This is a genomic window from Microbacterium sp. JZ37 (assembly GCF_035188445.1).
In the GTDB taxonomy this organism is placed as follows: Bacteria; Actinomycetota; Actinomycetes; order Actinomycetales; family Microbacteriaceae; genus Microbacterium; species Microbacterium barkeri.
Map to the genome: position 1 here is coordinate 2,476,439 of NZ_CP045253.1, position 26,037 is coordinate 2,502,475.

24 protein-coding genes are annotated in these 26,037 nt (G+C 71.9%); 3 read left to right on the forward strand and 21 right to left on the reverse strand.

Translation table 11 applies throughout. The annotated features are described in order from the left end of the window. The first annotated feature begins 8 nt into the window (after positions 1-8). Positions 9-1,004 (forward strand): asparaginase, encoded by a 996-nt coding sequence (locus GC092_RS11450; protein WP_324012024.1) that lies wholly within the window; start codon positions 9-11, stop codon positions 1,002-1,004. Positions 1,005-1,031: 27 nt separating this feature from the next. On the opposite strand, the gene GC092_RS11455 is transcribed toward GC092_RS11450, so the two are convergent. The 16 genes from GC092_RS11455 to prmC form a co-directional block, all read right to left on the reverse strand. Then, positions 1,032-3,797: an FtsK/SpoIIIE domain-containing protein gene (locus tag GC092_RS11455; RefSeq protein WP_324012026.1), complete on the reverse strand. Its 2,766-nt coding sequence runs from the start codon at positions 3,795-3,797 to the stop codon at positions 1,032-1,034. 283 nt (positions 3,798-4,080) lie between these two features. Beyond that, complete coding sequence (locus GC092_RS11460; protein WP_324012027.1) at positions 4,081-4,992, reverse strand: PP2C family protein-serine/threonine phosphatase; 912 nt, start codon at positions 4,990-4,992, stop codon at positions 4,081-4,083. Between the two features lie 148 nt (positions 4,993-5,140). Then, positions 5,141-5,896 carry a large exoprotein gene (locus tag GC092_RS11465; protein ID WP_324012029.1) on the reverse strand — a complete coding sequence of 252 codons (756 nt, stop codon included), beginning with the start codon at positions 5,894-5,896 and terminating at the stop codon, positions 5,141-5,143. A 70-nt stretch (positions 5,897-5,966) separates the two neighbouring features. After that, a complete protein-coding gene (locus tag GC092_RS11470) occupies positions 5,967-6,725 on the reverse strand; it encodes a YaaA family protein (RefSeq protein ID WP_271172224.1) in 759 nt (252 codons plus the stop codon). A 91-nt stretch (positions 6,726-6,816) separates the two neighbouring features. Further along, positions 6,817-7,077: a F0F1 ATP synthase subunit epsilon gene (locus tag GC092_RS11475; protein ID WP_271172225.1), complete on the reverse strand. Its 261-nt coding sequence runs from the start codon at positions 7,075-7,077 to the stop codon at positions 6,817-6,819. A 2-nt stretch (positions 7,078-7,079) separates the two neighbouring features. After that, a complete protein-coding gene (gene atpD / locus GC092_RS11480) occupies positions 7,080-8,528 on the reverse strand; it encodes a F0F1 ATP synthase subunit beta (RefSeq protein WP_271172226.1) in 1,449 nt (482 codons plus the stop codon). Positions 8,529-8,559: 31 nt separating this feature from the next. Continuing rightward, positions 8,560-9,450 carry a F0F1 ATP synthase subunit gamma gene (locus GC092_RS11485; RefSeq protein WP_271172227.1) on the reverse strand — a complete coding sequence of 297 codons (891 nt, stop codon included), beginning with the start codon at positions 9,448-9,450 and terminating at the stop codon, positions 8,560-8,562. 22 nt (positions 9,451-9,472) lie between these two features. Beyond that, on the reverse strand, positions 9,473-11,116 hold the full coding sequence (gene atpA, locus GC092_RS11490) for a F0F1 ATP synthase subunit alpha (protein WP_271172228.1): 1,644 nt from the start codon (positions 11,114-11,116) through the stop codon (positions 9,473-9,475). Positions 11,117-11,180: 64 nt separating this feature from the next. Beyond that, positions 11,181-11,963, reverse strand: coding sequence for a F0F1 ATP synthase subunit delta (locus GC092_RS11495; RefSeq protein ID WP_324012035.1), 783 nt, complete (start codon positions 11,961-11,963; stop codon positions 11,181-11,183). Beyond that, positions 11,963-12,514, reverse strand: a complete 552-nt coding sequence (locus GC092_RS11500) for a F0F1 ATP synthase subunit B (protein WP_271172230.1) — start codon at positions 12,512-12,514, stop codon at positions 11,963-11,965. The genes GC092_RS11495 and GC092_RS11500 overlap by 1 nt, the downstream gene beginning before the upstream one ends. Positions 12,515-12,542: 28 nt before the next feature. Beyond that, positions 12,543-12,782, reverse strand: coding sequence for a F0F1 ATP synthase subunit C (atpE, locus tag GC092_RS11505; protein ID WP_156241867.1), 240 nt, complete (start codon positions 12,780-12,782; stop codon positions 12,543-12,545). 43 nt (positions 12,783-12,825) lie between these two features. Then, the gene (atpB, locus tag GC092_RS11510) at positions 12,826-13,632 is read right to left on the reverse strand and encodes a F0F1 ATP synthase subunit A (RefSeq protein WP_271172231.1); all 807 of its coding nucleotides are present in this window, start codon (positions 13,630-13,632) and stop codon (positions 12,826-12,828) included. 176 nt (positions 13,633-13,808) lie between these two features. Then, a complete protein-coding gene (locus tag GC092_RS11515) occupies positions 13,809-14,279 on the reverse strand; it encodes a Cg1360 family ATP-synthase-associated protein (protein ID WP_324012038.1) in 471 nt (156 codons plus the stop codon). Next, positions 14,279-15,454, reverse strand: coding sequence for an MraY family glycosyltransferase (locus tag GC092_RS11520; protein WP_271172233.1), 1,176 nt, complete (start codon positions 15,452-15,454; stop codon positions 14,279-14,281). The genes GC092_RS11515 and GC092_RS11520 overlap by 1 nt, the downstream gene beginning before the upstream one ends. Further along, positions 15,451-16,158, reverse strand: a complete 708-nt coding sequence (locus GC092_RS11525) for an L-threonylcarbamoyladenylate synthase (protein WP_271172234.1) — start codon at positions 16,156-16,158, stop codon at positions 15,451-15,453. The genes GC092_RS11520 and GC092_RS11525 overlap by 4 nt, the downstream gene beginning before the upstream one ends. Before the next feature lie 80 nt (positions 16,159-16,238). Continuing rightward, complete coding sequence (prmC, locus tag GC092_RS11530; protein ID WP_324012041.1) at positions 16,239-17,126, reverse strand: peptide chain release factor N(5)-glutamine methyltransferase; 888 nt, start codon at positions 17,124-17,126, stop codon at positions 16,239-16,241. A 111-nt stretch (positions 17,127-17,237) separates the two neighbouring features. On the opposite strand from prmC, the gene cysK reads away from it, so the two are divergent. Together cysK and epsC are read left to right on the forward strand one after the other, a co-directional pair. Continuing rightward, on the forward strand, positions 17,238-18,176 hold the full coding sequence (gene cysK, locus GC092_RS11535; RefSeq protein ID WP_271172236.1) for a cysteine synthase A: 939 nt from the start codon (positions 17,238-17,240) through the stop codon (positions 18,174-18,176). A 7-nt stretch (positions 18,177-18,183) separates the two neighbouring features. Continuing rightward, a complete protein-coding gene (epsC, locus tag GC092_RS11540; RefSeq protein WP_271172237.1) occupies positions 18,184-18,753 on the forward strand; it encodes a serine O-acetyltransferase EpsC in 570 nt (189 codons plus the stop codon). 70 nt (positions 18,754-18,823) lie between these two features. Here the strand turns inward: epsC and GC092_RS11545 are convergent, their stop codons facing one another. The 5 genes from GC092_RS11545 to thrC form a co-directional block, all read right to left on the reverse strand. Continuing rightward, positions 18,824-20,227: an amidase gene (locus GC092_RS11545; protein ID WP_324012043.1), complete on the reverse strand. Its 1,404-nt coding sequence runs from the start codon at positions 20,225-20,227 to the stop codon at positions 18,824-18,826. Positions 20,228-20,532: 305 nt separating this feature from the next. After that, positions 20,533-21,606: a peptide chain release factor 1 gene (gene prfA, locus GC092_RS11550; protein WP_324012044.1), complete on the reverse strand. Its 1,074-nt coding sequence runs from the start codon at positions 21,604-21,606 to the stop codon at positions 20,533-20,535. Positions 21,607-21,625: 19 nt separating this feature from the next. Beyond that, positions 21,626-23,866 (reverse strand): transcription termination factor Rho, encoded by a 2,241-nt coding sequence (gene rho / locus GC092_RS11555; RefSeq protein ID WP_416383270.1) that lies wholly within the window; start codon positions 23,864-23,866, stop codon positions 21,626-21,628. 153 nt (positions 23,867-24,019) lie between these two features. Then, complete coding sequence (gene thrB, locus GC092_RS11560; protein ID WP_271172240.1) at positions 24,020-24,952, reverse strand: homoserine kinase; 933 nt, start codon at positions 24,950-24,952, stop codon at positions 24,020-24,022. Beyond that, positions 24,949-26,037, reverse strand: a complete 1,089-nt coding sequence (gene thrC / locus GC092_RS11565; protein ID WP_271172241.1) for a threonine synthase — start codon at positions 26,035-26,037, stop codon at positions 24,949-24,951. The genes thrB and thrC overlap by 4 nt, the downstream gene beginning before the upstream one ends.

Below are 26,037 nucleotides of genomic sequence, written 5' to 3' on the forward strand. Positions count from 1 at the left end.
GTTGTGAGGTGACCCCAGAGACCTTCACCGCCCCGGATGCCGTCGAGCTCGCCGTCGTCGATCGAGGAGGGTTCGTGGAGTCCCGCCACGTCGGCGCCGCGCTCGTGCTGTCGCCCGACGGCGAGGTGGTCACGGCGCTCGGCCGCACCGACGCGCTCGTGCTCCCCCGCTCGGCGCTCAAGCCGCTGCAGGCCATCGGATCGGTCACCGCGGGCGCGCCCCTCGAGGGCGAGCGACTCGCGCTCGCCACCGCGAGCCATGCGGGTACCGACCGTCACGCCTCGGTGGTGCGTGACATGCTCGGATCGGTCGGCCTCAGCGAGGACGCCCTCGGATGCCCCGCACAGTGGCCGAGCGACTCGACGACCCGCGACGCGATGGTGCGCGACCACTTCGAGCCGTCCCGCCTCCGGATGAACTGCTCGGGCAAGCACGCCGCGATGCTCATGGCGTGCGTCGCGAGCGGCTGGGACACCGCGACGTATCTCGACCCCGCGCATCCGCTGCAGCTGCACATCCGCGAGGTCGTCGAGCGACTGTCGGGCGAGCGCGTCGGCGCCACGGTCGTGGACGGCTGCGGCGCGCCCGTGCACGCGATCACGCTCGCGGGGCTCGCGCGCGCCGTGCACCGCGCGGGCAACTCGTCGGAGCGGTCGCCGTTCGCGATGCACCGCGTCGCAGGCGCGCTCGTCCGGGCGGTGCGCGAGCACCCCTGGACGGTCGACGGGCCGGGCCGCCCGGATACGGTCGCGATCGAGACGTTCGGGGTCTACTCGAAGTTCGGCGCGGAGGGCGTGCAGACGATGATCGCTCCCGACGGGACGACCGTGGCACTCAAGATGCTCGACGGCTCGACGCGCGCGGGGGTCGTCGTCGCGCTCACCCTGCTCGCGCGGGCGGGCGCTCTCTCGGCGGAGGCGGTCGACTCCTTCGCGCGCAGCCACCCGCTGCTGTCGATCCGCGGCGGCGGCGTCGAGGTGGGTCGCATCCGCGCGACCGTGTGACGCCGAACCCGACCGAGCAGCGTCGGATCATGGCAGGACGATCCGTCGCGGCGGGAGCCCGTCGGCGCACAGCCACGCCCGCGAGGCGCGCGTGCGCGCGAACGGCGGCAGCTCCCGCTCCCCGGTGAGCGCGCGCAGCTCGGTCGCGCACTCGGCGCCCACGACCAGCGGATGGCCGCCGCGCGCCTCCTGAAGGAGCGCCCACTGGCGCTGCCACGACTCAGGCTCCCCCGCGACGACGACCGGCGCGTCCGCGAGAGCGAGGCTCTCGAGAGAGGATCCCGGCGGGAGCTCGTCCAGGGCGAGGATCCGCACGCCGTCGCCCCATCCGTCGGCGAGCGCGGCGCAGCGTCGACGTGCCGCTTTCACGACCAGCGCGGTGACGGGAGCGCCCGGGCGCCAGGCGACGGGCGTGGCCGGCTCAGCCTCGTCGCGCGCTGCGCCGGGAGCGAGAGCGAACTGCACCTCCTGCCCGTCGAGGACCCCGCGCCCGGGCGGCCGCCGCGGGTCGAACGTCGTCGCGTCGCCGCCCGCCGCGGCGTGGTCGGCGCGCGACGCGAGCGCCAGGAGCGCCCGCCGCTGAAGGAGATCGATGATCCGCGCGACCGCGCCGGTGACGCGCGCGGTCGTCGCGACGACGGTCATCCGCCTCTCCCCCGCATCGCGGACGACGTTCTCGATGCGCTCGGCGATGGCGTGCGCGTAGTCGTGGGGGAATCGCGCGAGCAGAGCGTCGAGATCGTCGATGAGGAGCAGCCCGTCGACGGCGTGCTCGGCGCGCTCGACGGCATCCCAGGCTCCCTCCGCGTCGCGGGGGACGACGATGGCATCGGGGCGCTGCGCACGGACGAGACGCACGACGTTCGAGGTGCCGCTCCCCGATCCGCCGACGACGACGAGCCCGCGCTCGACACCGGGGCGGAGGGTCACCACCGGCTGGCGCTGCCGCTCCGGATCGTCGGCGATGCCGAGCACGACGGCGGAGGCATCCGGCTCGCGGCCGCGCACCGCGGCGAGGGGCAGCTCGGACGGCAGCGGCGGCAGCCACGGTCCCTGTGCGCGCGGCGCCCCCTCGGCGCCGATCGGCGCGAGCTCGCGCGGGGTGGTGAGCGCGATGCGCGTGAGCCGTGGCGCCGCGTCGGCCGCTCGGCGGATGTACGCGAGGCCGCGCCCGTCGGCGCCGCCCGGCAGCGTCGCGGCGAGATCGACGCCGATCACGCCGCGGCTCTCGGACGGCTCGGCGACGCGCAGGGCGATGCGCAGGGGGCAGTTGGCGACCAGGGCATCGCGGAGCACGCCCGTCGAGCGCTGGGTGCCCAGGATGAGATGCATGCCCAGCGCCCGGCCGCGTGCGGCGACGTCGGCGAAGACGGCGTGGAGATCCGGGTGCTCCTGCAGCATGGCCGCGAACTCGTCGACGACGATGACGAGGCGAGGCAGCTCGACGCCGGGCGCGCCGACATCGCGCGCCCCGCACGCAGCGAGCCGTCCCTCGCGCCGGCGCACCTCGGCGCGCAGGCTCTCGACCGCCCGCCGCGATGCCGCCCCATCGAGGTCGGTGATGACCCCGGTCACGTGCGGCAGCTCGGAGAGCGCATCGAACGCGGTTCCGCCTTTGAAGTCCGCGAGGAGGAACACCACGCGGTCGGCGGTGTAGGTCCTCGCGAGCGAGGCGACCCACGTGACGAGCAGCTCGCTCTTGCCCGCTCCCGTCGTCCCCACGACGACCGCGTGCGGACCGTCGGCGACGATGTCGATCACGGCCGACTCGCCGTCCGCCCGCCCCACGACCGCTGGCAGACCCGCGCGATCCCCGGATGCGACGGGCTCGAGCTCGCCGAGGGTCAGCGCGGCATCGGGCCCGCCGCGGCCGCCGCGCTCGGCTCCGCGGCCCGCGAGCCCCTCGGCCACGGCCTGCGCCTGCGCGCGGGAGACGGCCTCGACGGCGACGTCCTCCTCGTGCGTGCCGCGGATGAGCCGCCCCTGCAGGCCCTCGCCGACGTCGAGGACCGCCCCGCAGGCCTCGGGCGGAGCGGCATCCGGCGCGCGGACCGCGATCACGATGTCCGCGTCCGGCGGCGGCCCCTCGCCGGAGAGCGCCAGACGCCGCGACGGCGCCGAGGTCTGCCGATGCGGCAGCGCCTCCATCCACTCCTCCCCGGGAGGAGCCGCCGCGACGCCGAGTGCCTCGGGAGCCATCCGCAGGCAGACCTGGAGCGCGAGGGCGCGCGCCACCGCCTGGGCCACGACCGGCGCTCCCCGCACGCATACGCCTTCGCCCGGTGCGATGGAGATCGGGGCATCGGGGAGGACGCCCGCCCGTCGGCGCAGGGCGTCTGCGCGCTCGCCCTCGCCGCCTGACACGCGGACGCGACTCGATGCCTCCCCGCGGCCGACCACGAGCTCGTCGGAGGGAGCGCGCCACACCGCGCGCTCGTCGGCGAGCAGCGCGCCGAGATCGACGAGCCGGCGGTTCAGCTCGACCCGCTCGCGATCGTGGCGCTGCTCGATCTCGCGCTCGACGCGCGCACAGGCCTCGGTGTAGGCGGCATCAGCGCGCCGACGCTCCCGTCGGGAGCTGCGTCGCGCGTCGACCGCGGCGGCGACGGCCATGAGCGGGCCGAGGGCGGCGAAGCAGAGGGACAGCAGCGACCCCGTGACGAACCACATGGCGACGCCGCCGACGACGGGCACGAGCGCCGCGAACAGCGGCCAGCGTGCGGGCCGCGGCGGCGGGGCGGGCGACGGCAGCGAGAGCGGCTCGTCGATGCGCGCCGCGAGGGGACTCGTCATGCTCCCATGTCATCGCGGATGACGAGTCGGATGGCCGGCGACTGCTCCCCTGTGGACAGACGCGCCGGGCGCGCTGGCCTGTGCACGCGGCGCGGGCCGCGTTGTGGTGCCCGGAATCGGATGGCCGGGGCTCCTGTGCGCGTGTCTGTCCCAGGAGAGCTCACCCGCCCCGCCGATCCGAATCCGGTGACGCTCGCGCGCGCAGGCCGATCCGGCGTGGGCCGATCCGGCGCGAGGGCCTGTGCCCGCGGCGCGGACCGGCCCGCGCCGACGTCAGGACGCGCTACGCGGCCGGGCCCGCCGTCTCGGACGAGTCCGGGTCCGCGTCCCGTCCCGAAGCCGAGGCGCCTGCCGTCTCGGCGGCGTCGACGGTCGGCAGCTGCGCGGTCGCGGCGTCATCGGCGGACGCCGGGGCCGGAGCGCCGGGCTCGGTGACGTCGACGACGATGATCGAGATGTTGTCGCGCCCGCCGTTCTCGAGCGCCGCGGCGAGCATGGCCTCGATGGCCGCGGCAGGGTCGGGGTTCTGCCGGAGGAAATGGAGGATGCCGTAGTCGGTGAGCTCCTTGGTGAGCCCGTCCGAGCAGATCACGAAGCGGTCGCCCGCGCGCACGTCGAGCCGCACGTAGTCGGGGATCACGCTCTCGCTCGGCCCCACGGCGCGCGTGATGACGTTGCCGTATGGGTGGTTCTCGGCCTCCTCGGGGCTGAGCCGACCCGAGGCGACGAGCTCCTGCACGAGCGAGTGGTCGACCGTGATCTGGGCGATCGCGTCGTCGCGGTCGAGATAGACGCGCGAGTCGCCGATGTTCAGGACGATCCAGGCGTCCTCCTCGCCGTCCGCGTGGAGGTAGATGCCGGTGACCGTCGTGCCGGTGCCCTCGTCGGTCGTCTCGGGGTGATCGCCGATGTCGCCGACGGCGCGCTGGAGCGCCTCCTCGATCGCCTCGGGAGTGATGTCGCCGTGCTCGACCACGCGCTGCAGCTGCGCGATCGTGCTGGCGCTCGCGATCTCGCCGCCGATGTGGCCGCCCATGCCGTCGGCCACGACGAAGAGCGGGAACTGCGCGAGCACCGCGTCCTGGTTGATCTCGCGCTTGCGACCGCGGTCCGTCACGGCCGCCCACGAGACGGTGACGTCGCCTCCGGATCGTCGCACGATCGTCGACTGCGTCGTCACGGGTGCGTCTGGCACGGATCGGCCTCCGGGTGTCGTGGAGCGCTCGTGCGAGCGAGCGCGGGTCATCACATCTTAGTCGAGCCGTGCGACCCGGCTGCGTCGGCCGCACGGCGGAGGGCCCGCACCGGTGCCGGTGCGGGCCCTCCGCGAGGTCGTCAGCGCGTCACGGCTGCGCGGGAGGCGCGGGCGGGGCCGGCGGACGGTCGTCTCCCGCCGGCGGGGCAGGCGGCGTGGTTCCGCCGGGAGGCGGCGGGTACGCTCCGGGCGCGTCGCCCGCGGGCGGGAAGGCGCCGGTCGCGTCGGCCGGCGGCGGGTACGCACCCGGGGCGGGCGGCGGCGGGTACGCGCCGGGCTGACCGGCCGCGGGCTGGCCGTAGGCCGGCGCGGCCTGGCCGTAGCCGGGCGCGGCAGCGGGCTGGGTCGGCACGCCGTCCCACACGGTGCGGTCGCCGAGGAATCCGTTGCCGGCCCACGAGGCGGGCGCGACGTTGGGGTTCCAGCGCGACTTGTCGAAGGCGTTGATGCCGAGCCACACGAGCGACAGGAACACGTAGAGGACGACCCACGCGCCCTCCTTCTGGAGCTTGAGCCCGACGCGGTAGGCCGCCATCGCGGACAGGACCGCGATGGCGAGGCTGAAGACATACCCGATGCCGATCCAGCTCAGCAGCAGCGCGCCGCCGAGGCCGTACAGGACGAGCCAGGGGCTGAGGTCGCCGAGCTTGAAGAACACCATCATGTTGTAGACCGGCACCCAGGCGCGCCAGCGCCCCTGCACGCCCGCCTTGTCGAAGATCTTCATCAGGAACCACGAGCCCAGGACGTAGAAGACAACGCCGATCAGGAGTCCGAAGAAGGCGAAGAGTCCCGCGAGCGCGAGAATCGCGCTGCTGTCGGGACCGTACACGTCGTCATACATGGAAGTTCCCCTCTGTCTGCAGCTGCCGTCAGCCGCAGCTCACACGATGCCAGAAGCGCGGTATCCCCCGCTACTCCCGCGCGAAGAGCAGCACCTCGCGCGAGCTCTCCCCCGGCCGCAGGTCCAGACCGGCATCCGCCGCCCACGCGAGGAGCCCATCCGCCGTCCGCCACGTCGGACGCGACTCCGCGAGGGCGCGCACGAACAGGCCCTTCGCCTTCTTGTTGAAGTGGTTGAGGGCGCGCACCGCTCCGTCCGCGCCCTCGGCGACGACGGACACGTAGACCGATGCGACGTCGTCGGGCACCGGGCCGAGGTCGACATACGCCTTCGAGCGCAGGTCGACGACGAGCCCGTCGGCCGCCTCCCGCAGCGCCTCCCCCGTCGGACCCGCCCAGTGGCGGCGGAGCGCGGGAACGCCCGGCAGCGAGGTGCCCGCGGCCAGCCGATACGCCGGCACGAGGTCGCCCGCGCCGATCGGGCCGAACGGCGCCGTCTGGATGAGCGCGTGCCGTGCGAGCCAGCCGCGCGCGGCAGCCGACAGGGACGCCGCGTCGAGCGCGTCGAACAGCACGCCCGTGTAGCGGTCCATGGCGGGCATCGTCGGCGCCGTCAGCAGCGCGGCGTTGTGCGCGATCTCGCCGCGCTGGCGCTCGCTGAGCTTCAGCACGCGCGCCGCGCGGTCGGCGTCGGCCGAGAGCGCGACGAGGGCCTCGGCGACGTCCTCGCGGTGGCGCCGCAGCGAGGGCAGACGCAGGCCCCCGAGGTCGATCGGGGGCCGGTCGCCACCGGGCCGCTTGGTCTCGGACGGGGGAAGGAGGAGGAGCACGGATGGTCCCTTCCGCACGGATGGTGCGCAGACGAAAGCGCCAGGGCGGAGGATCCGAGGATCCTCCGCCCTGGCGGGAAGGTGAGCTGCGTCAGTCGACGAGCTGGGCGTGGCCGGCGACGATGGTGAGCACGTCGCCCTCCATCGACACGAACCCGTCGCGGGCGTCCGCGACGATCTTCGTGCCATCCGCCTGCGTGATGCGGACCTGCCCCTGAGAGAGGATCGACAGCACGGGCTCGTGCCCCTGCATGAAGCCGATCTCACCCTCGGTGGTCTTGGCGACCACGAGGCTCGCCTCGCCCGTCCAGACCTCCGCCTCAGCGGAGACGAGGGTGACGTTGAGCGCCATGATCAGGCGTTCTCCTTCTGGATCTTCGCCCACTGCGCCTCGACGTCGCTGATGCCGCCGACGTTGAAGAACGCCTGCTCCGCGACGTGGTCGAACTCGCCCTTGACGATCGCGTCGAACGACTCGATCGTCTCCTTGAGCGGAACGGTCGAGCCCTCGACACCGGTGAACTTCTTCGCCATGTAGGTGTTCTGCGAGAGGAACTGCTGGATGCGGCGTGCACGCGACACGACGATCTTGTCCTCTTCCGAGAGCTCGTCGACACCGAGGATCGCGATGATCTCCTGCAGCTCCTTGTTCTTCTGGAGGATCTGCTTGACCGACGTCGCGACGCGGTAGTGGTCCGCGCCGAGGTAGCGCGGGTCCATGATGCGGCTCGTCGAGGTCAGCGGGTCGATCGCGGGGTACAGACCCTTCGACGCGATCTCGCGCGAGAGCTCGGTCGTCGCGTCGAGGTGCGCGAACGTCGTGGCGGGAGCCGGGTCGGTGTAGTCGTCGGCCGGCACGTAGATCGCCTGCATCGAGGTGATCGAGTGACCGCGCGTCGAGGTGATGCGCTCCTGGAGCACACCCATCTCGTCGGCGAGGTTGGGCTGGTAGCCCACGGCCGAGGGCATGCGGCCCAGAAGGGTCGACACCTCGGAGCCCGCCTGCGTGAAGCGGAAGATGTTGTCGATGAAGAGGAGCACGTCCTGCTTCTGCACGTCGCGGAAGTACTCCGCCATCGTCAGAGCCGACAGGGCGACGCGCAGACGCGTCCCCGGCGGCTCGTCCATCTGGCCGAAGACGAGCGCGGTCTTGTCGAAGACGCCCGCGTCCTCCATCTCGTGGATGAGGTCGTTGCCCTCACGCGTGCGCTCGCCGACGCCCGCGAACACCGACACACCGCCGTGGTCCTGCGCGACGCGCTGGATCATCTCCTGGATGAGGACGGTCTTGCCGACGCCCGCACCGCCGAAGAGGCCGATCTTCCCACCCTGCACGTAGGGGGTGAGGAGGTCGATCGACTTGATGCCGGTCTCGAACATCTGCGTCTTCGACTCGAGCTGGTCGAAGTTCGGCGCCTTGCGGTGGATCGGCCAGCGCTCCGTGACCTCGAACGTCTCGCCCTCGCCGAGGTTGAGGACGTCGCCGGTCACGTTGAAGACCTTGCCCTTGGTGATGTCGCCGACGGGCACCGAGATGGCCTCGCCGGTGTCGCGCACCTCCTGGCCGCGGACCATGCCGTCCGTCGGCTTCAGCGAGATGGCGCGGATCATGTCGTCGCCGAGGTGCTGCGCGACCTCGAGCGTGATCTCGGTCGACTCCTCGCCGATCGTGATCGTCGTCTTCAGCGCGTTGTAGACGTCGGGGATGGCGTCGTGCGGGAACTCGATGTCGACGACGGGGCCCGTGACGCGTGCGACGCGCCCGACCACCGCAGTGGTCTCAGCCGTGGCGTTGGCAGTCATACTTTCGTCTCTTTCCTGGTGGGTCTGCAGCTCAGGACGCCAGCGCGTCGGCGCCGCCGACGATCTCGGCGATCTGCTGAGTGATCTCTGCCTGTCGCGCGTTGTTGCGCAGGCGCGTGTAGTCGGTGATCAGCTTGTCGGCGTTGTCGCTCGCCGACTTCATCGCCTTCTGCGTCGCGGCCTGCTTGGCGGCCGCCGACTGCAGGAGCGCGTTGAAGATGCGGCTCTGGATGTACACCGGCAGCAGGCGGTCGAGCACCTGCGTGGGCTCCGGCTCGAACTCGTAGAGCGGGTAGACGTCGGCCGGGGCCGTGTCATCCGCGTCGACGACCTCGAGCGGGAGCAGGCGCACCGACTCCGGCGTCTGCGTCATCATGCTGACGAAGCGGTTGTACACGACGTGGATCTCGTCCACGCCGCCCTCGCTCGCGTCGAGCTCGTACGCCTCGATGAGTGCCTGGGCGATCTCCTCGGCCGTGTCGAAGTGGGGCGTGTCGGCGTCGCCGACCCACTCCGCCTTCGCCGCGACACGACGGAACTGGAAGTAGCCCACCGCCTTGCGTCCGAAGAGGTAGAAGTCGATCTCCTTGCCCTCGGACTTCAGCAGCTCCGCCAGCTCCAGGCCCTCGCGGATCACCTGCGAGTTGAACGCGCCCGCGAGGCCGCGGTCCGCGCTGATGATGACGACCGCCGAACGCCGCACCGTCTCCGGCTCGCGCGTGAGCGGGTGGTCGATCGACGTGTGCGTGGCCACGGCCGAGACCGCTCGCGTCACCGCGCGGGCGAAGGGCGATGACGCGCGCACGCGCGCCATCGCCTTCTGGATGCGCGAAGCCGCGATGAGCTCCATCGCCTTCGTGATCTTCTTGGTCGTCTGAGCAGAAGAGATCTTCTGCTTGTACTCCCTGAGTTGTGCGCCCATGATGCGTCTTCTCCGGAAGGCGTTACGCCTTGCGGCCCTTGACGATCCGCTCCTGGTTCACGTCCTCGGCGGCGGCCGGCGCGAACTCCTCGCGTCCTGCGTCCGTGAGGTGCTTGCCGTCGCCCTGCTTGAACTCGAGCACGAACTTGTCGACCTGCTTCTCGAGCTCGGCCACCGTGTCGTCCTCGAGCTTGCCCGAGTCGCGCAGCGTGTCGAGGATCGACGTGTTGCGGCGGAGGTAGTCGAGCAGCTCGCGCTCGAAGCGGAGGACGTCCTCCACCTCGATCGTGTCGAGCTTGCCGTTCGTTCCGGCCCAGATCGAGACGACCTGCTCCTCGACGGGGTACGGGGTGTACTGCGGCTGCTTGAGCAGCTCGGTCAGACGCGCACCGCGCGCGAGCTGACGGCGCGACGCCGCGTCGAGGTCGCTCGCGAACATCGCGAAGGCCTCGAGCGAGCGGTACTGCGCGAGCTCGAGCTTGAGCGTGCCGGAGACCTTCTTGATGTGCTTCAGCTGCGCGTCGCCGCCGACTCGCGAGACCGAGATACCCACGTCGACCGCAGGACGCTGGTTGGCGTTGAAGAGGTCGGACTGGAGGAAGATCTGGCCGTCGGTGATCGAGATCACGTTGGTCGGGATGTACGCCGAGACGTCGTTCGCCTTCGTCTCGATGATCGGCAGACCCGTCATCGAGCCGGCGCCGAGCTCGTCGGAGAGCTTCGCGCAGCGCTCGAGCAGACGCGAGTGCAGGTAGAAGACGTCACCGGGGTACGCCTCGCGCCCCGGCGGACGACGCAGCAGGAGCGACACGGCGCGGTAGGCCTCGGCCTGCTTCGACAGGTCGTCGAACACGATGAGGACGTGCTTGCCCTGGTACATCCAGTGCTGGCCGATGGCCGAGCCGGTGTAGGGGGCGAGGTACTTGAAGCCCGCCGGGTCCGAGGCGGGAGCCGCGACGATCGTCGTGTACTCCATGGCGCCGGCGTCCTCGAGGGCGCCCTTCACCGAGGCGATGGTCGAGCCCTTCTGGCCGATCGCGACGTAGATGCAGCGGACCTGCTTGGTCGGGTCGCCCGACTCCCAGTTCGCCTTCTGGTTGATGATCGTGTCGATCGCGATCGCGGTCTTGCCCGTCTGGCGGTCGCCGATGATGAGCTGACGCTGGCCGCGGCCGACCGGGATCATGGCGTCGATGGCCTTGATGCCCGTCTGCATCGGCTCGTGGACGCTCTTGCGCTGCATGACGCCGGCGGCCTGGAGCTCGAGCGCGCGGCGTCCCTCGACGCCGGTGATCTCGCCGAGGCCGTCGATCGGGTTGCCGAGCGGGTCGACGACGCGGCCGAGGTAGCCCTCGCCGACGGGGACCGAGAGGACCTCGCCCGTGCGGGTGACCGTCTGGCCCTCTTCGATGCCGGTGAACTCGCCGAGGACGACGACGCCGATCTCGTGCTCGTCGAGGTTCTGGGCCAGGCCCAGCGTGCCGTCCGCGAAGCGGACGAGCTCGTTCGCCATGACGCCCGGGAGGCCCTCGACGTGGGCGATGCCGTCTGCCGCGTCGGTGACCGTGCCGACCTCGTTCGCCGCGGAACCGGTGGGCTCGTAGGCGGCGACGAAGTCCTTCAGCGCGTCACGGATGACGTCGGGGCTGATGGTGATGTCTGCCATTGTCTTCCTTAGTGTTGTGGGGCCGATGGCGACCCCTGAGCCGTCCGCCGGGGCGGGAGAGCTTTCAGCCTGCGAGCCTCTGCCGGAGATCGGCGAGGCGGGACGAGATGCTGCCGTCGATGACGTCGTCGGCGACCTGGATGCGGATGCCGCCGACGACCGTCGGGTCGATCACCGGGTTCAGCGCGACCGCGCCTCCGTACTGCTTCGACAGCGCGGCGGCGAGACGCTCGCTCTGCGCGGCCGAGAGCGGCACGGCGGTGTAGACGGTCGCGACCGTCCGGCCGCGCTGGGCGGCGGCGATCTTCATGGCGCGCGAGAGGATCGCGCGCACGCGACGGTTCCGCGGCTGCTGCACGAGCGACGAGACGATGAGCGTCGTGCCCTCGCTGGCGCGTCCCTGGAGGAGGGAGGCGATGAGCTCCCCCTTCTTGGCGTCGTCGCCGAGCCGGCTGCCGAGCGCGAGCTCGAGCTCCGGGTTCGCCGAGACGATGCGGGCGACCTGGAAGAGCTCGGCCTCGACGTCGCTCTGCTCGGCCTTGGCGGCCGCGCGGATGGCGAGCTCCTCGAGACCGAGGACGAGGTCGTCGCCCGACGACCAGCGCTGCGCGACGGTCTGCTGGAGCAGACCCTGGGCGGCCGGCGACAGCGACCCGAAGGCCCTGGCGACGAGCGCGCCGCGCGCCTCGGGGGTCGCCGCGCGATCTGCGAGCGCGCCGCTCAGCGCGGACGAGCCGGCGACGGCACGCGACGCGGCGAACAGCTCGCGCGCCGTGTCGAGGTCGACCTGCGCCGCGTCGAGCGCTTCCGCGCCGACCGCGAGCGCCTGAGTGGTCGCGCTTCCCATTACTTCGCCGCCTTCTCGGATGCCTCGAGGTCGGCGAGGAAGCGGTCGACCACGGCCTGGGCCTTCTGGTCCTCCGTGAGGGTCTCGCCGATGACGCCCGAAGCGAGGTCGAGGGCGAGCGTGCCCACCTCGCCGCGGAGCGACACGAGCGCCGCCTGGCGCTCGGCTTCGATCTGCGCGTGCGCGGTCGCCTGGATGCGCTCGGCCTCGGCCACCGCGGTGTCCTTGGCCTCGGCGACGATCTTCTTGCCGTCCTCGCGGGCGGCCTCGCGGATGTCGCCGGCTTCCTTGCGGGCCTCGGCGAGCTGCTTGGTGTACTCCTCGAGGGCGGCCTCGGCCTGCTTCTGGGCCTCGTCCGCCTTCGCGATGTTGCCCTCGATGGCGGCAGAGCGCTCGTCGAGCATCTTCGTCAGGCGCGGGATGGCGACGAAGATCACCACCGCGAGGATGATGATGAAGCACACCGCGGACCAGACGATGTCGTACATCGCCGGGAGGAGCGGGTTGTGCTCGGCTTCCTCAGCGGCGACAGTGACAAGAGCGTTCAGCATCCTGCCTCCTTAAATGTCTGGCGAGGGATCAGTTGTAGCCGAAGATGAAGCCGGTGGCGATGCCGATGAAGGCGAGGGCCTCGGTGAAGGCGATACCGATCCACATCAGCGTCTGGAGGCGGCCGGCGAGCTCGGGCTGGCGGGCGGTCGACTCGATCGTCTTGCCGACGACGATGCCCACGCCGATCGCGGGGCCGATGGCGGCGAGGCCGTAGCCGACCGTCGCGATCGAACCGTTGACCTCGGCCAGAATCGTGGTAGCGTCCACGGGTTTTTCCTTTCGGTAAGGCGGATGACCGTGTGGTCGTCCGTCAGTGCTCTTCCGCAACCGCGAGCTGGATGTAGACCGCGGTGAGGATCGTGAAGACGTAGGCCTGGAGCACGGCGACCAGGACCTCGAACAGGGTGAAGGCGAAGCCGAACGCGAGCGTTCCCACGCTCAGCAGCGACCACCATCCGCCCATCGAGATGAGGAAGAACTGCGTCGCCGAGAAGAACAGCACGAGCATGAGGTGCCCGACGATCATGTTCATCAGAAGTCGCAGCGTCAGCGTGACGGGACGGATGATGAACGTCGAGAGGAACTCGAGCGGCGTGACGATGATGTAGAGGAACGGCGGGACCCCGGGCGGGAAGAGCGCGTTCCGGAAGAACCCGGCCGGGCTCTTCTTGATGCCCGCGTAGATGAAGGCCACGTACGCGACCACCGCGAGCAGCAGCGGGACCGCGATGACGCTCGTGCCGGCGATGTTGATGCCGGGGATGATGCCCGTCAGGTTCATGAACAGGATCATGAAGAACATCGTCATGAGCAGCGGCAGGAAGCGGTCGCCGTCCTTGCGCCCGAGGATGTTGTGCGCGAAGGTGTCGCGCACGAACAGCATGCCCATCTCGACGATGCTCTGGAAGCGGCCGGGGACCACGGTCATCCGGCGCGTGCCGAGCACGAGGATGAGGACGAGGACCGCGGTGGCGAGGAACTGCGCGAGGTTGATGCGCGTGATCTCGAACGGCGTGCCGACGAAGAGCAGCCCCTCGGGGAAGAAGTCCGCGATCGACGGCGGGTGGAATTCCTCGCCGTCAGCGATCTTGGCGATGAGGTTCGCTGCCTGAGTCAACCTGTGGCTCCAGCTTCTCGCGCGGAGCAGTGCCCAGCACGGTGAATTGTCATGAGAGAGCGGGTCTGCGGGGCCTCGTCGCGTTCATCGCGCCGCACACCGGCCGCAGGTGAGTCCAGCCTATCAAAGGTCGAACCCAGGTTTTGACGCTCTGTAGAAATCCGGGCGGGCGCCCGTCAGGGCGCGTCGGCGTCGGGGGCGTCCTCCCCCGGCAGCGCGACGTCGGACACGTGCGGGATGCGCATGGTCCGCACGACGATGACGTCGACGACGAGCGACGCGACGACGCTCGCGACGATCGCGACGAAGAACACGACCGGCTCGAGCCACGGCTGCCCGCGCAGGAGGAAGAGCGCGCCGATGAAGACGATGAGCTTGAGGAACCATCCGCCCAGGACGATGCCGAAGAAGATCTGCACGTAGAGGGGGTCGCCGAACCAGCGGTTCGCCACGAGCACGCTCACGCTCGTGAGGATGAGGAACACCGCGGCCACGAGGGCGCCTGCGAGCGCCGACCACAGCCCGTTCGCCCCCGCGACGAGGAAGCCGATCGCTCCTCCGACGATCGCGATGACGAGCGTCGCGATGACGCTCCACCGGATGGCCGCGCGCAGGACGGGCGTGCTCGAGACGGGAGAGGGCGACATCAGGCCTCCTGTGGGGTCGGTGCGCCGGCGGGGGTGTCCGCGCCGTCGCCGCGCGGCGCGCGGCGCGAGGGGGTGAGCGTGACGACGAGGCACGCGATGATGCCGACGCCGCCGAACGCGATGCCGATCCACCAGTCGCCGGGCCATCCGTTCTGCGTCGCGATGTACATGAGCAGCACCGCGAGCGAGCAGATCGAGGTCCACGCGTAGAAGATGAGGGTCGAGTCGCGGTCGCTGTGGCCCATGTCGAGCATCCGGTGGTGCAGGTGCTTGCGATCGGGCGAGAACGGCGACTTGCCCGCGCCCATGCGGCGGATGACGGCGAGGCCGAAGTCGGCCAGCGGGAGCGCGACGACGATGATCGGCAGGATGATCGGGATGAACGCTCCGAGCAGCTGCGAGTCGAAGTCCTCGCGCCCGACGATCGACGGAGGCAGCTGACCCGTGATCGCGACCGCGCTCGTGGCCATGAGCAGGCCCAGCACGAGCGCGCCGGAGTCGCCCATGAAGAGCTTGGCGGGGCTCCAGTTCAGCGGCAGGAAGCCGATGCAGGCGCCGATGAGGACCGCCGCGATGAAGGTCGCGAAGTTGAAGTAGCTCGTCGCGCCGATGTCGCGGATGAGCAGGTAGGAGTACACGAAGAACACGGCGTTGGAGATGAGGCAGACGCCGGCGACGAGCCCGTCGAGGCCGTCGATGAAGTTCACGGCGTTCATGGCGATGACGATCGAGAGGATCGTGACGCCGATGCTGAACCAGCTCCCCCACACCGTGATGCCGCCGAACGGGAGGAAGAAGATCTGCAGCTGGCCGCCCACGGCGATGATGCCCGCCGCGAGGAACTGCGCCGCGAGCTTGATCATCCAGTCTAGGTCCCACAGATCGTCGGCGACGCCGACGAGCATGATGAGCGTCACGGCGGCGAGGATCGACCACACGCGCTGCGGCTCGTCCCAGAAGATCCCGAAGTACGGGTTCGCCGCCGAGACCGCGAACGCGGTCGCGATGCCCAGGAACATCGCCACGCCGCCCAGCCGGGGCGTGGGCGTCTTGTGCACGTCGCGCTCGCGGATGCCGGGGTACAGCTTGTACCGCATCGCGAGCTTCCATACCGTCCACGAGAGGCCGTAGGTGACCGCGGCCGTCAGGACGATGATGAAGACGTACTGTCTCACGGGCCGCTCGCTGCCTCGGGCTCGGCCTCGGTCTCGGGGTCGGGCTCGAGGAGGTCGCCGAGCACGTCGCGCAGCTCCGCGCGCGTGACGGCGCCGTCGCGCAGCACGCGGACGACCGGGTCGGCGACTCCGCCCACGAGCGACGTCGCGTCGATGATCGTCGACGCGATGCCCGTCGCGGAGGCGCCCGCGTCGAGGTAGACCGCGACGCTCTCGCCGAGCATGCCGATCGCGGAGTCGATCGTCACGGCGGCGGGGCGCCCCGTGAGGTTCGCGCTCGAGACGGCGAGCGGACCGGTCTCGGTCAGCAGCTCCAGGGTGAGCCGGTGGTCGGGCATGCGCACCGCCACGGTGCCGTGCGTCTCGCCGAGGTCCCAGCTGAGGGACGGCTGGGCGGGGAGCACGATCGTGAGGCCGCCGGGCCAGAAGCGCGAGACGAGGCGCTGGACGGCCTCGGGCACCTCCTCGACGAGAGCGCGCATCGCGTCCTCGCCCGCCACGAGCACGGGCGGCGGCTGCTGACGCCCCCTCCCCTTCGCGTCGAGCAGACGCTGCACGGCCTCGGGGCTGAACGCGTCGGCCGCGACGCCGTACACGGTGTCGGTCGGGAGGACGACGAGCTCGCCTCGGGCGATCGCCTGACGGGCCTGGCGCATGCCGGGGAGGAGCTGCGTCTCGTCGCGCAGATCGAAGAGGGGGGACATAGCGGGTCAAGTCTACGGCGACGCCGCTGGGAACGCCGGTCGCGACGCCGCGGCGGCGCCCGAACCGGTGCGGCAGGCGGTCAGGCGCGGATGGCCGTGGTCGCGCGGTCGCGCATCGTGAGATCCGGATGGGTCGCGGCTCCGCGCCATCCGTCGGCCGTGAGGAGATCGCGGATGGGCGCGCCCTGCCACTCGCCGTGCTCGATGACGAGGACGCCGCCGGGGCGCAGGAGGCGCGCGGCCGTCCGGCTCAGGACCCGCACGACGTCGAGGCCGTCCGGCCCGCCGTAGAGCGCCGCGGCAGGGTCGTGCAGGCGCACCTCCGGGTCGCGCGGGATGGCGTCGTCGGGGACGTACGGCGGATTGGAGGCGACGACCGCGACCGTGCCGTCGAGCTCGGGGAGCGCGTCGGCGAGGTCGCCGAGGACGACGCGGAGGTTCTCGGCGCCGATCCGCTCGGCGTTGCGCAGGGTCCACGCGTGCGCGTCGGGCGACTTCTCCACGGCGTGCACGCGCGCGTGCGGCACCTCGGTCGCGAGCGCGAGCGCGATGGCGCCGCTGCCCGTGCCGAGGTCGACGGCGACGGGCTCGGGCGACGGGTCGGCGCGGAGCGCGTCGATCGCCAGCTGGGCCACCATCTCGGTCTCGGGACGGGGGACGAACACCCCGGGGCCGACCGCGAGGTCGAGGTGCCGGAAGTGCGCGACGCCCGTGATGTGCTGCAGCGGCACGCGCGCGGCGCGGCGCTCGACGAGGGCCTCGAACGCCGCCGCGTGCTCGGGGGCGAGCGCATCGCCGCGGATGACCGCGGCCTGCACTCCCCCGCGGCTCTCGCCGCGCACGTGCGCGAGCAGGAGCTCGGCGTCGACGTCGGGGTCGGGCACCCCCGCGTCGGCGAGGATCCGGGCGGCCTCCGACAGAGCGGAGCGGACGGAGGCGGCGGCGGGCCGAGGGGCAGGGGGCGTCATGGCCCGTCCAGTCTACGGACGGCGTAACTCGGTTACGCCGTCGCGCGGCGCCCCGGGCGTTGTGCCCTAATGTGAAGCCGATCGCAGGATCTCCTCCGCAGAAAGGCCGTCATGACCGGTATCCACGCAGACGTCACCACCGCGTTCGGCAACACCCCGCTCGTCCGCCTCAACCGCGTCGTCGAGGGCGCGGGCGCCGAGGTGTACGCCAAGCTCGAGTACTTCAACCCCGGTTCGAGCGTCAAGGACCGCCTCGGCATCGCGATCATCAACGCGGCGGAGGAGTCGGGCGAGCTCAAGCCCGGCGGCACGATCGTCGAGGCGACGAGCGGCAACACGGGCATCGCCCTGTCGCTCGTCGGCGCCGCCCGCGGCTACAAGGTCATCCTGACGATGCCGGCCTCGATGTCGAAGGAGCGCCGCGTGCTCCTCAAGGCGTTCGGCGCCGAGCTCGTGCTCACCGACCCCGCCGGCGGCATGAAGGCCGCCGTCGCGGAGGCCGAGCGCATCGCGTCCGAGACGCCCGGCGCCATCCTCGCGAAGCAGTTCGCGAACGAGGCGAACCCCGCCATCCACCGCAAGACCACGGCCGAGGAGATCTGGCGCGACACCGACGGCCAGGTCGACATCTTCGTCGCCGGCATCGGCACGGGCGGCACGATCACGGGCGTCGGGCAGGTGCTCAAGGAGCGCAACCCCGACCTGAAGGTCGTCGCGGTCGAGCCGAGCGCCTCGCCGCTGCTGTCGCAGGGCACCCCCGGCCCGGCGAAGATCCAGGGCATCGGCCCGAACTTCGTGCCCCCGATCCTCGACACCGAGGTGTTCGACGAGGTCGTCACGGTCGAGTTCGACGACGCGATCGCCACCTCGCGCGCGCTCGCCGCGAACGAGGGCCTGCTCGTCGGCATCTCGTCGGGCGCCGCCGCCTGGGCCGCGATCGAGGTCGCCAAGCGCCCCGAGAACGCCGGCAAGAAGATCGTCGTGATCATCCCCGACACGGGCGAGCGCTACCTCTCGACGGCCCTGTTCGAGGACCTGCGCGAGGACTGACCGCCTGATGTCGTTCTGGAGTCGCGTCCGCGAGGATCTCGATGCCGCCCGGCGTCGGGATCCCGCGGCGCGTTCCGCGCTCGAGATCGCCCTCCTCTACCCCGGCCTCCACGCCATCTGGGCGCATCGGCTGTGGCATGCCCTGTGGATCCGGGGCCTCCGGTTCGTCGCGCGCGCGGGCTCGCAGCTCACGCGCTGGCTGACCGGCATCGAGATCCATCCCGGCGCCGTGATCGGCCGCCGGTTCTTCATCGACCACGGCATGGGCGTCGTGATCGGGGAGACCGCCGAGATCGGCGACGACGTCATGCTCTACCACGGCGTCACGCTCGGCGGCCGCACCCACGACGGCGGCAAGCGCCACCCCACGCTGGGCGACGGCGTCGCCGTCGGCGCGGGAGCCAAGGTCCTCGGCCCCGTCGTGATCGGCGACCGCTCGATGATCGGCGCGAACGCCGTGGTCACCCGCAGCGCTCCGGCCGACACGGTTCTCGTCGGCATCCCCGCGAAGGCGCGGGCACGCCGGTCCGGCGAGGACGCGCGCCTCATCCTCATGGCGCCCGAGTACAGCATCTGACCGCTGCTCGACGCCGGTCTCCGCGAGGCGCCGCTGGTTCGCCGCGTTTCGCGGAACCAGCGGATGGCCGTCAGGCCGCGACTGGCGGGCGCGGCAGGGGCCCGCGCGCGGCCTCGAGCTGCGCGGCAACGGCGATGATCGTGCCCTCGCCTCCTGGGCGTCCGATGAGCTGCACACTCACGGGGCGCCCTGACGCGTCGGGCAGCAGCGGCACCGTGAGCGCGGGCAGCCCGCTCACGTTCACGAAGCTGGTGTGCGGCGCGTAGGAGCACTGCTGCGCGAAGTTCCGCTCGGGATCGTCCTGGTCGTACCACCCCACGGGGCGCGGCGACTGCGCGAGCGCGGGCGTCAGGACGACGTCGAACGGCGCGAACGCCGCGATCGTCTCCCGCTCGAACACGGTCGCGGCGGCATACGCGGCCAGCACGCGCTCAGCCGCGAGCGCCCTCCCCTCGCGCACGAGCCACGCCGTGAGGGGCTCGAGGTCGAGGTCCAGGCGATCGTCGGCCACGGGGATCCGCGCAGCGGAGGCGCGCCAGATCGTCGTGAAGAGCTCGGGGTACCCGCGCGGCTGCCAGTCCGCATCCGAGACATCGTGCCCCGCGGCCTCGAGGAGCGCGATCCCGCGGTCGAACGCCGCGCGCGCGGCGCGATCGAGCGCCGTGTCGGTCCATCCGTCCCACGGCGTGACGGTCGTGACGCCCACGCGGAGTCGGCCGGGGTCGCACCGGGCGGCCGCGGCGAACGGGCCGCGTCCGGGTGCGCGCGTCGCGTAGGTGTACGGAGCGGATGCCACGAGCGCGTCGAGCAGGAACGCCGCGTCCTCGACCGTGCGGGCGATCGGGCCGGCGACCGACAGCCCGCCCGGCGCATCGAGCCCTGATCCGATCGGCAGGCGGCCGCGCGACGGCTTGATCCCGACGACCCCCACGGTTGCGGCGGGGATGCGGATGGACCCGCCGCCGTCCGAGGCGGGAGCTGCGGGCAGCAGGCCCGCCGAGACCGCGACGGCCGCCCCGCCGCTCGACCCGCCGGCGCCCGTCGCCGGGTCCCACGGGTTCCGCGCGGGCGGGGCGACGCGCGACTCGGTGTAGCCGGTCATGCCGAACTCGGGGGTGCTGGTCTTCCCGAGGCTCACGGCGCCGAGCTCGTCGAGCGCGAGCGCGAGCGGGTCGGATGCCACAGGCACGTACGCGGCGAACGCTCGCGATCCGTAGCGGGTCGGCACTCCGGCGCGCGCTGTGAGGTCCTTGTCGGCGAGAGGCAGGCCCCACAGGGGACGCGTCGGGTCGGGCCGTCCGAGCCGATCCGCGGCCGCGAGGGCCCGCGCGGCCGTCACCTCGGTGAAGGCCCCGAGGCCGTCGTCGAGCCGGGCGATCCGGTCGAGGAAGTGCGTCGCGACCTCGCGCGGCGCGACCTCGCCGCGCTGGAGTGCCGCCGCGAGCTCGACGGCGCTCAGCTCGTGGATGTCCATCCGACCATCCTCCCGCACGATCGCCGCACCGCCTTCGTCCACGACGGTGATCGCCCAGGTCGCACTTGGCGGCCCCCAACCGACCAATACGGACGGAAACCGCGACCCCAACAGGGCGACGATCGCCCAGGTCGCACTTCGCGGCCTCAACCCGACCAATACGGACGGAAACCGCGACCCGAACGGCGCAACACCCGCCCAGGTCGCACTTCGCGGCCCCCAACCGACGAATACGGCCGGCAACTGCGACCCGAACGGGGCGACGCCCGCCCAACGGGGCGACGGATGGCGTCAGCCGGCCGAGATCACTCCCCGAGCGACGCGAGGCGCTCGGCCTCGTCGGCCTCGATGCAGGACTGCACGACGGGCTCGAGCGCGCCGTCCATCACCTGGTCGAGGTTGTACGCCTTGTATCCCGTGCGGTGGTCCGCGATGCGGTTCTCGGGGAAGTTGTACGTGCGGATGCGCTCCGAGCGGTCCATGCCGCGGATCTGCGACTTGCGCGCGTCGGCCGCGACGGCCGCGAGCTCCTCCTGCTGCTTCGCGAGCAGGCGCGCGCGGAGGACGCGCATGCCCGCCTCGCGGTTCTGCAGCTGCGACTTCTCGTTCTGCATCGACACGACGATGCCGGTCGGCACGTGCGTGATGCGCACCGCCGAGTCGGTCGTGTTGACCGACTGGCCGCCGGGTCCGGACGACCGGAAGACATCGATCTTCAGGTCGTTCGGGTCGATGTGGATCTCCTCGGGCTCGTCCACCTCGGGGAAGACGAGCACGCCGGTCGTCGAGGTGTGGATGCGCCCCTGCGACTCGGTCGCGGGCACGCGCTGCACGCGGTGCACGCCGCCCTCGTACTTGAGATGCGCCCACACGCCCTGCGCGGGGTCGTTCGAGGATCCCTTGATGGCGACCTGCACGTTCTTGTAGCCGCCGAGGTCGGATTCGTCGCGCTCGAGGAGCTCGGTCTTCCACCCCTTCGACGCCGCGTACTGCATGTACATGCGCAGGAGATCGGCCGCGAAGAGGGCGCTCTCGGCGCCGCCCTCGCCGGCCTTGATCTCCATGATCACGTCGCGCGCGTCATCCGGGTCGCGCGGGATGAGGAGACGCCGCAGCCGCTCCTGCGCTTGCGCGAGGTGCTCCTCGAGTGCCGGCACCTCCTCGGCGAAGGCGTCGTCCTCCTTCGCGAGCTCGCGGGCGGCCTCGAGGTCCTCCCCCGCGGCGATCCACTCCTCGTGCGCGCGCACGATGCGGCTGAGCTCGGCGTAGCGCCGGTTGACCCGCTTGGCGCGCGCCGCGTCGGCGTGCACGGCGGGGTCGGAGAGCTCCTCCTGCACCCGCCGGTGCTCGTCGATCAGCGCCTGGACGGACTCGAACACGCGTGCTCCCCCGCCCGCGTCAGCGGATGTCGTTCTCGTGGCCCGAGCCGCGGCCGCCCGTCGCCGGGATCGACTTCTGCATCTGCACGAGGAACTCGACGTTCGACTGCGTCTCCTTGAGCTTGTCGAGGATGACGCCGAGCGCGTGCTGCTGGTCGAGGCCCGCGAGGGCGCGACGCAGCTTCCACGTGATCTTCACCTCGTCGGGCGACAGGAGCATCTCCTCACGGCGCGTGGACGACGCGTTGACGTCGACCGCCGGGAAGATCCGCTTGTCGGCGAGCTGACGCGAGAGGCGCAGCTCCATGTTGCCGGTGCCCTTGAACTCCTCGAAGATCACCTCGTCCATCTTCGATCCGGTCTCGACGAGCGCCGTGGCGAGGATGGTCAGCGAGCCGCCGTTCTCGATGTTGCGCGCGGCGCCGAAGAAGCGCTTGGGCGGGTAGAGCGCCGACGCGTCGACGCCGCCCGTGAGCACGCGGCCCGAGGTCGGGGCCGAGATGTTGTACGCGCGTCCGAGGCGCGTGATCGAGTCGAGCAGCACGACGACGTCGCGGCCCAGCTCGACGAGGCGCTTCGCCCGCTCGATCGCGAGCTCGGCGACCGTCGTGTGGTCCTCCGCGGGACGGTCGAACGTCGAGGCGATGACCTCGCCCTTGACCGACCGCTGCATGTCGGTGACCTCCTCGGGCCGCTCGTCGACGAGCACGACCATGAGGTGGGCCTCGGGGTTGTTCTGCGAGATCGCGTTCGCGATCTGCTGCAGGACGATCGTCTTGCCGGCCTTGGGCGGCGCGACGATGAGGCCGCGCTGGCCCTTCCCGATCGGCGCGACGAGGTCGATGATGCGCTGCGTGAGCTTCTCGGGAGCGGTCTCGAGGCGGAGGCGCTCCTGCGGGTAGAGCGGCGTGAGGTCGCCGAACTCGACGCGGTTCGCGGCGTCCTCGACGGACAGGCCGTTGATCGAGTCGACCTTGACGAGCGCGTTGTACTTCTGACGGCCCGTCGACTCGCCCTCGCGCGGCTGCTTGATCGCGCCGACGATCGCGTCGCCCTTGCGGAGGTGGTACTTCTTCACCTGGCCGAGCGAGACGTAGACGTCCTGGTGCCCCGGGAGGTAGCCCGTGGTGCGGACGAACGCGTAGTTGTCGAGCACATCCAGAACGCCCGCGATCGGGATGAGGACGTCGTCCTCGCCGATCTCGGTGTCGAACTCGTCGTCGGCGCCGCCGCGGCGCTTGTTGCGCGCGCGACCACGGCCCTCGTTCTGCGCCTGGGCCTGTGCCTGGCCGCGCCCCTGGCGCTGACCGCCGCGGTCCCCGCGGTCGCCCTCGTCGTTGGCGTCGTCCTGCGTCGCGCGGGCGTCGTCGCCCTGTGCCTCGCCGTTGCCCTTGTTGCGGCCTCGGCGGTTGCGGTTGCGGCCTCGGCGGCCGGTGCCCTCCTCCGAGCGCTCGCCCTCGCGGCCGCCCTCGGCGCGTGCGGCGTCGGACGCCTCGTCGGCGTCTCCCTGCGCGTCGGCGGGCGCCTCCTCGGCGGCCGGCTCGGCCTTGCGGACCGGACGGCGGTTGCGGCCACGGCCGCGGCCGCCCTCGGCCTGCTCGCCCTCGGCCTGCTCCGCCGGGGCGGCGTCGGCCTGCTCGGCGGGCTTCTCGGCGTCCTCGGCGGGCGCCTCGGCGGCGTCCTCCGCGGCGGCCGTCTCGTCGGCGGCCGTCTCGTCGGCGGCAGGGGCCTCCTCAGCGGACGCCTCCTCCTCGGCGGGGGTCTCCTCCGCGGTCGGCGCCTCGTCCATGGCCTCGGGCGAGGGGGCGGTCTCGACCGCCTGCTCGGCGACCTCGACGACCTCCCCGGCGTCGGCGGACGCCGCCGCGTCGGCCTGCGGGGCCTCCTCTGCCGGCGTCTCGACGACGGGGTCGGCCTTCTTCGTGCGGCGCGGCGCGCGCTTGCGCACCGGCTTCGCGGGCGCCTCCTCAGCCACGGGCGCCTCGGCGGCGGCGGGTGCCTCCTCGGCCGCGGGGGCCTCCTCGGCGGGCGCCTCGACGGCCGCGTCGGCCGTGCCGGCCGACTTCACGCGGCGCGGTGCGCGCTTGCGCACGGGCTTGGCGGGCGCCTCCTCGGCGGGTGCCGCATCTGCGGCGGGCTGGGCGTCGGCCTGCGCGCTCTCGGCGGGCGACGTCTCGGTCGTCTGCGCCTCGGGCTGCGCGTCGAAGAGGGTCTCTTCTCCGCCGACGGCGTCGTTCTGGATCTCGGAGATCGGCTCCACGAGTACTCCTGTCGGTATTGCGTGGCATGACCCGAACCGCACTGGCGGGATTCGCGTGACGCGCGCCACGACGCGCGTGGATCTCGGCCGGTCTCGGAGACGGCGGGGATCGTGCGGGGGCTTCGCAGAATTGCGACGGTGGCTTCGAACGTGCTATTCAGCACCCACCGGGATGTCCCTCACTGTACCACCTTTGAAATCCACGGCGAGCATGAGAGCGTCCCACGGGGTGTCCGCGACGCGGGCGACGAGCTCGGCTGCCTCGACGCGGCGGCCTGGGCCGTCGGCGAGGACGAGGACGCTCGGGCCCGCGCCCGAGACGACGGCCGCGAAGCCCGCCGCGCGCAGCGCCTGCACGAGCCGGTGCGTCTCGGGCATCGCCTCGGCGCGGTAGTTCTGGTGGAGCTTGTCCTCGGTCGCGGCGAGCAGCAGCTCGGGGCTCTGCGTGAGCGCCGCGATGAGGAGCGCCGAGCGCGAGACGTTGAACACGGCGTCCTCGCGCGGCACCTGCAGGGGCTGCAGGCTGCGCGCGAGGGAGGTCGACATGGTCGTCTCCGGGACGAAGACGACGGGCGCGACGCCGCGATGCACGAGGAGCTTCTTGTGCTGCGGGCCCCGCTCGTCGACCCACGCGATCGTGAGCCCGCCGAAGAGGGCGGGTGCGACGTTGTCGGGATGTCCTTCGAGCTCGGTCGCGAGGCGGAGGAGGTCGTTCTCGGAGAGCTCGACGTCGCCCTCGAGGAGCCCCTTCGCGGCGAGCACGCCGGCCGAGACGGCGGCGCCCGAGGAGCCGAGGCCGCGCCCGTGCGGGACGCCGTTGTGCGCGACGAGCCGCAGGCCCGGCGCGGGGCGCCCCGCATCGGCGAAGACGTGGCGGATGGCGCGCACGATGAGGTGCGACTCGTCGCGGGGGATCTCCTCCGCGCCCGACCCGGTCACCTCGATCTCGAGCTCACCCTCCGGCAGGGCCGTCACGGTGAGCTCGTCGTACGCCGACAGCGCGAGGCCGAGGGTGTCGAACCCGGGGCCCAGGTTGGCGCTCGTGGCCGGCACGCGGACGTGCACCGAGCGCCGGGCTGGCGTCACGCGGGCGCTCCGACGGGAGCGAGCCCGAGCACGTCGGCGACGTCGGACGTCGAGGCGTCGACGACCGTCGGGGTCACCTCGGAGCCGTCCTCCTGCTTGAGCGCCCACTGCGGGTCCTTGAGCCCGTGGCCCGTGACAGTGATCGCGACGCGCGAGCCCGCGGGGATCGCGCCCGCCTCGGCGCGCTCGAGGAGACCTGCGACGCCGATCGCGGACGCCGGCTCGACGAACACGCCGGCCGTGCTCGCGAGGAGCCGCTGCGCGGCGAGGATGGCCGAGTCGGAGATCGCGCCGAAGTACCCGTCGGTCTTCTCGCGCGCCGCGAGGGCGAGCTCCCACGAGGCGGGGTTGCCGATGCGGATGGCCGTGGCGATCGTCTCCGGGTTCTTCACGACCTCGCCGCGGACGATGGGCGCCGAGCCCTCTGCCTGGAAGCCGAACATGCGCGGCACGCGCGTTGACGTGCCGGCCTCTGCGTCCTCGACGTACCCGCGCGAGTAGGCGGTGTAGTTGCCGGCGTTGCCGATCGGGATGAAGTGGAAGTCGGGGGCGTCGCCGAGCTGCGAGACGATCTCGTACGCCGCGGTCTTCTGGCCCTCGATGCGGTCGGGGTTGACCGAGTTCACGAGGTGCACGGGGTAGCTCTCGCTGAGCTCGCGCGCGATCTCGAGGCAGTCGTCGAAGTTGCCGCGGATCTGGATGAGCTGGCCGCCGTGGATGACGGCCTGGCTGAGCTTGCCCATGGCGATCTTGCCCTCGGGAACGAGGACCGCCGCGGTGATCCCCGCGTGCGCGGCGTACGCCGCGGCCGAGGCCGACGTGTTGCCGGTCGACGCGCAGATGACGGCCTTCGCGCCGTGCTCGACGGCGCGCGAGAGCGCGACGGTCATGCCGCGGTCCTTGAACGAGCCGGTCGGGTTCATGCCCTCGAACTTGATCCAGACATCCGCGCCCGTGCGCTGCGACAGGGCGGGTGCCGGGATGAGCGGCGTGCCGCCCTCGCCGAGGGTCACGACGGTCGAGGCGTCGGTGACGCCCAGACGGTCGGCGTACTCGCGCATCACTCCGCGCCAGACGTGGGCCAT

Bases quoted from the DNA above. Each gene is read 5' to 3' on its own strand.
- GC092_RS11495 (WP_324012035.1), bottom strand. From the start codon at position 11,963: ATGGGAAGCGCGACCACTCAGGCGCTCGCGGTCGGCGCGGAAGCGCTC.
- GC092_RS11465 (WP_324012029.1), bottom strand. From the start codon at position 5,896: ATGTATGACGACGTGTACGGTCCCGACAGCAGCGCGATTCTCGCGCTC.
- GC092_RS11455 (WP_324012026.1), bottom strand. From the start codon at position 3,797: ATGACGAGTCCCCTCGCGGCGCGCATCGACGAGCCGCTCTCGCTGCCG.
- GC092_RS11525 (WP_271172234.1), bottom strand. From the start codon at position 16,158: ATGTCCCCCCTCTTCGATCTGCGCGACGAGACGCAGCTCCTCCCCGGC.
- atpA (WP_271172228.1), bottom strand. From the start codon at position 11,116: ATGGCAGACATCACCATCAGCCCCGACGTCATCCGTGACGCGCTGAAG.
- GC092_RS11545 (WP_324012043.1), bottom strand. From the start codon at position 20,227: ATGGACATCCACGAGCTGAGCGCCGTCGAGCTCGCGGCGGCACTCCAG.
- atpD (WP_271172226.1), bottom strand. From the start codon at position 8,528: ATGACTGCCAACGCCACGGCTGAGACCACTGCGGTGGTCGGGCGCGTC.
- cysK (WP_271172236.1), top strand. From the start codon at position 17,238: ATGACCGGTATCCACGCAGACGTCACCACCGCGTTCGGCAACACCCCG.
- GC092_RS11475 (WP_271172225.1), bottom strand. From the start codon at position 7,077: ATGGCGCTCAACGTCACCCTCGTCTCCGCTGAGGCGGAGGTCTGGACG.
- prmC (WP_324012041.1), bottom strand. From the start codon at position 17,126: ATGACGCCCCCTGCCCCTCGGCCCGCCGCCGCCTCCGTCCGCTCCGCT.
- epsC (WP_271172237.1), top strand. From the start codon at position 18,184: ATGTCGTTCTGGAGTCGCGTCCGCGAGGATCTCGATGCCGCCCGGCGT.
- thrC (WP_271172241.1), bottom strand. From the start codon at position 26,037: ATGGCCCACGTCTGGCGCGGAGTGATGCGCGAGTACGCCGACCGTCTG.
- GC092_RS11515 (WP_324012038.1), bottom strand. From the start codon at position 14,279: ATGTCGCCCTCTCCCGTCTCGAGCACGCCCGTCCTGCGCGCGGCCATC.
- GC092_RS11500 (WP_271172230.1), bottom strand. From the start codon at position 12,514: ATGCTGAACGCTCTTGTCACTGTCGCCGCTGAGGAAGCCGAGCACAAC.
- GC092_RS11485 (WP_271172227.1), bottom strand. From the start codon at position 9,450: ATGGGCGCACAACTCAGGGAGTACAAGCAGAAGATCTCTTCTGCTCAG.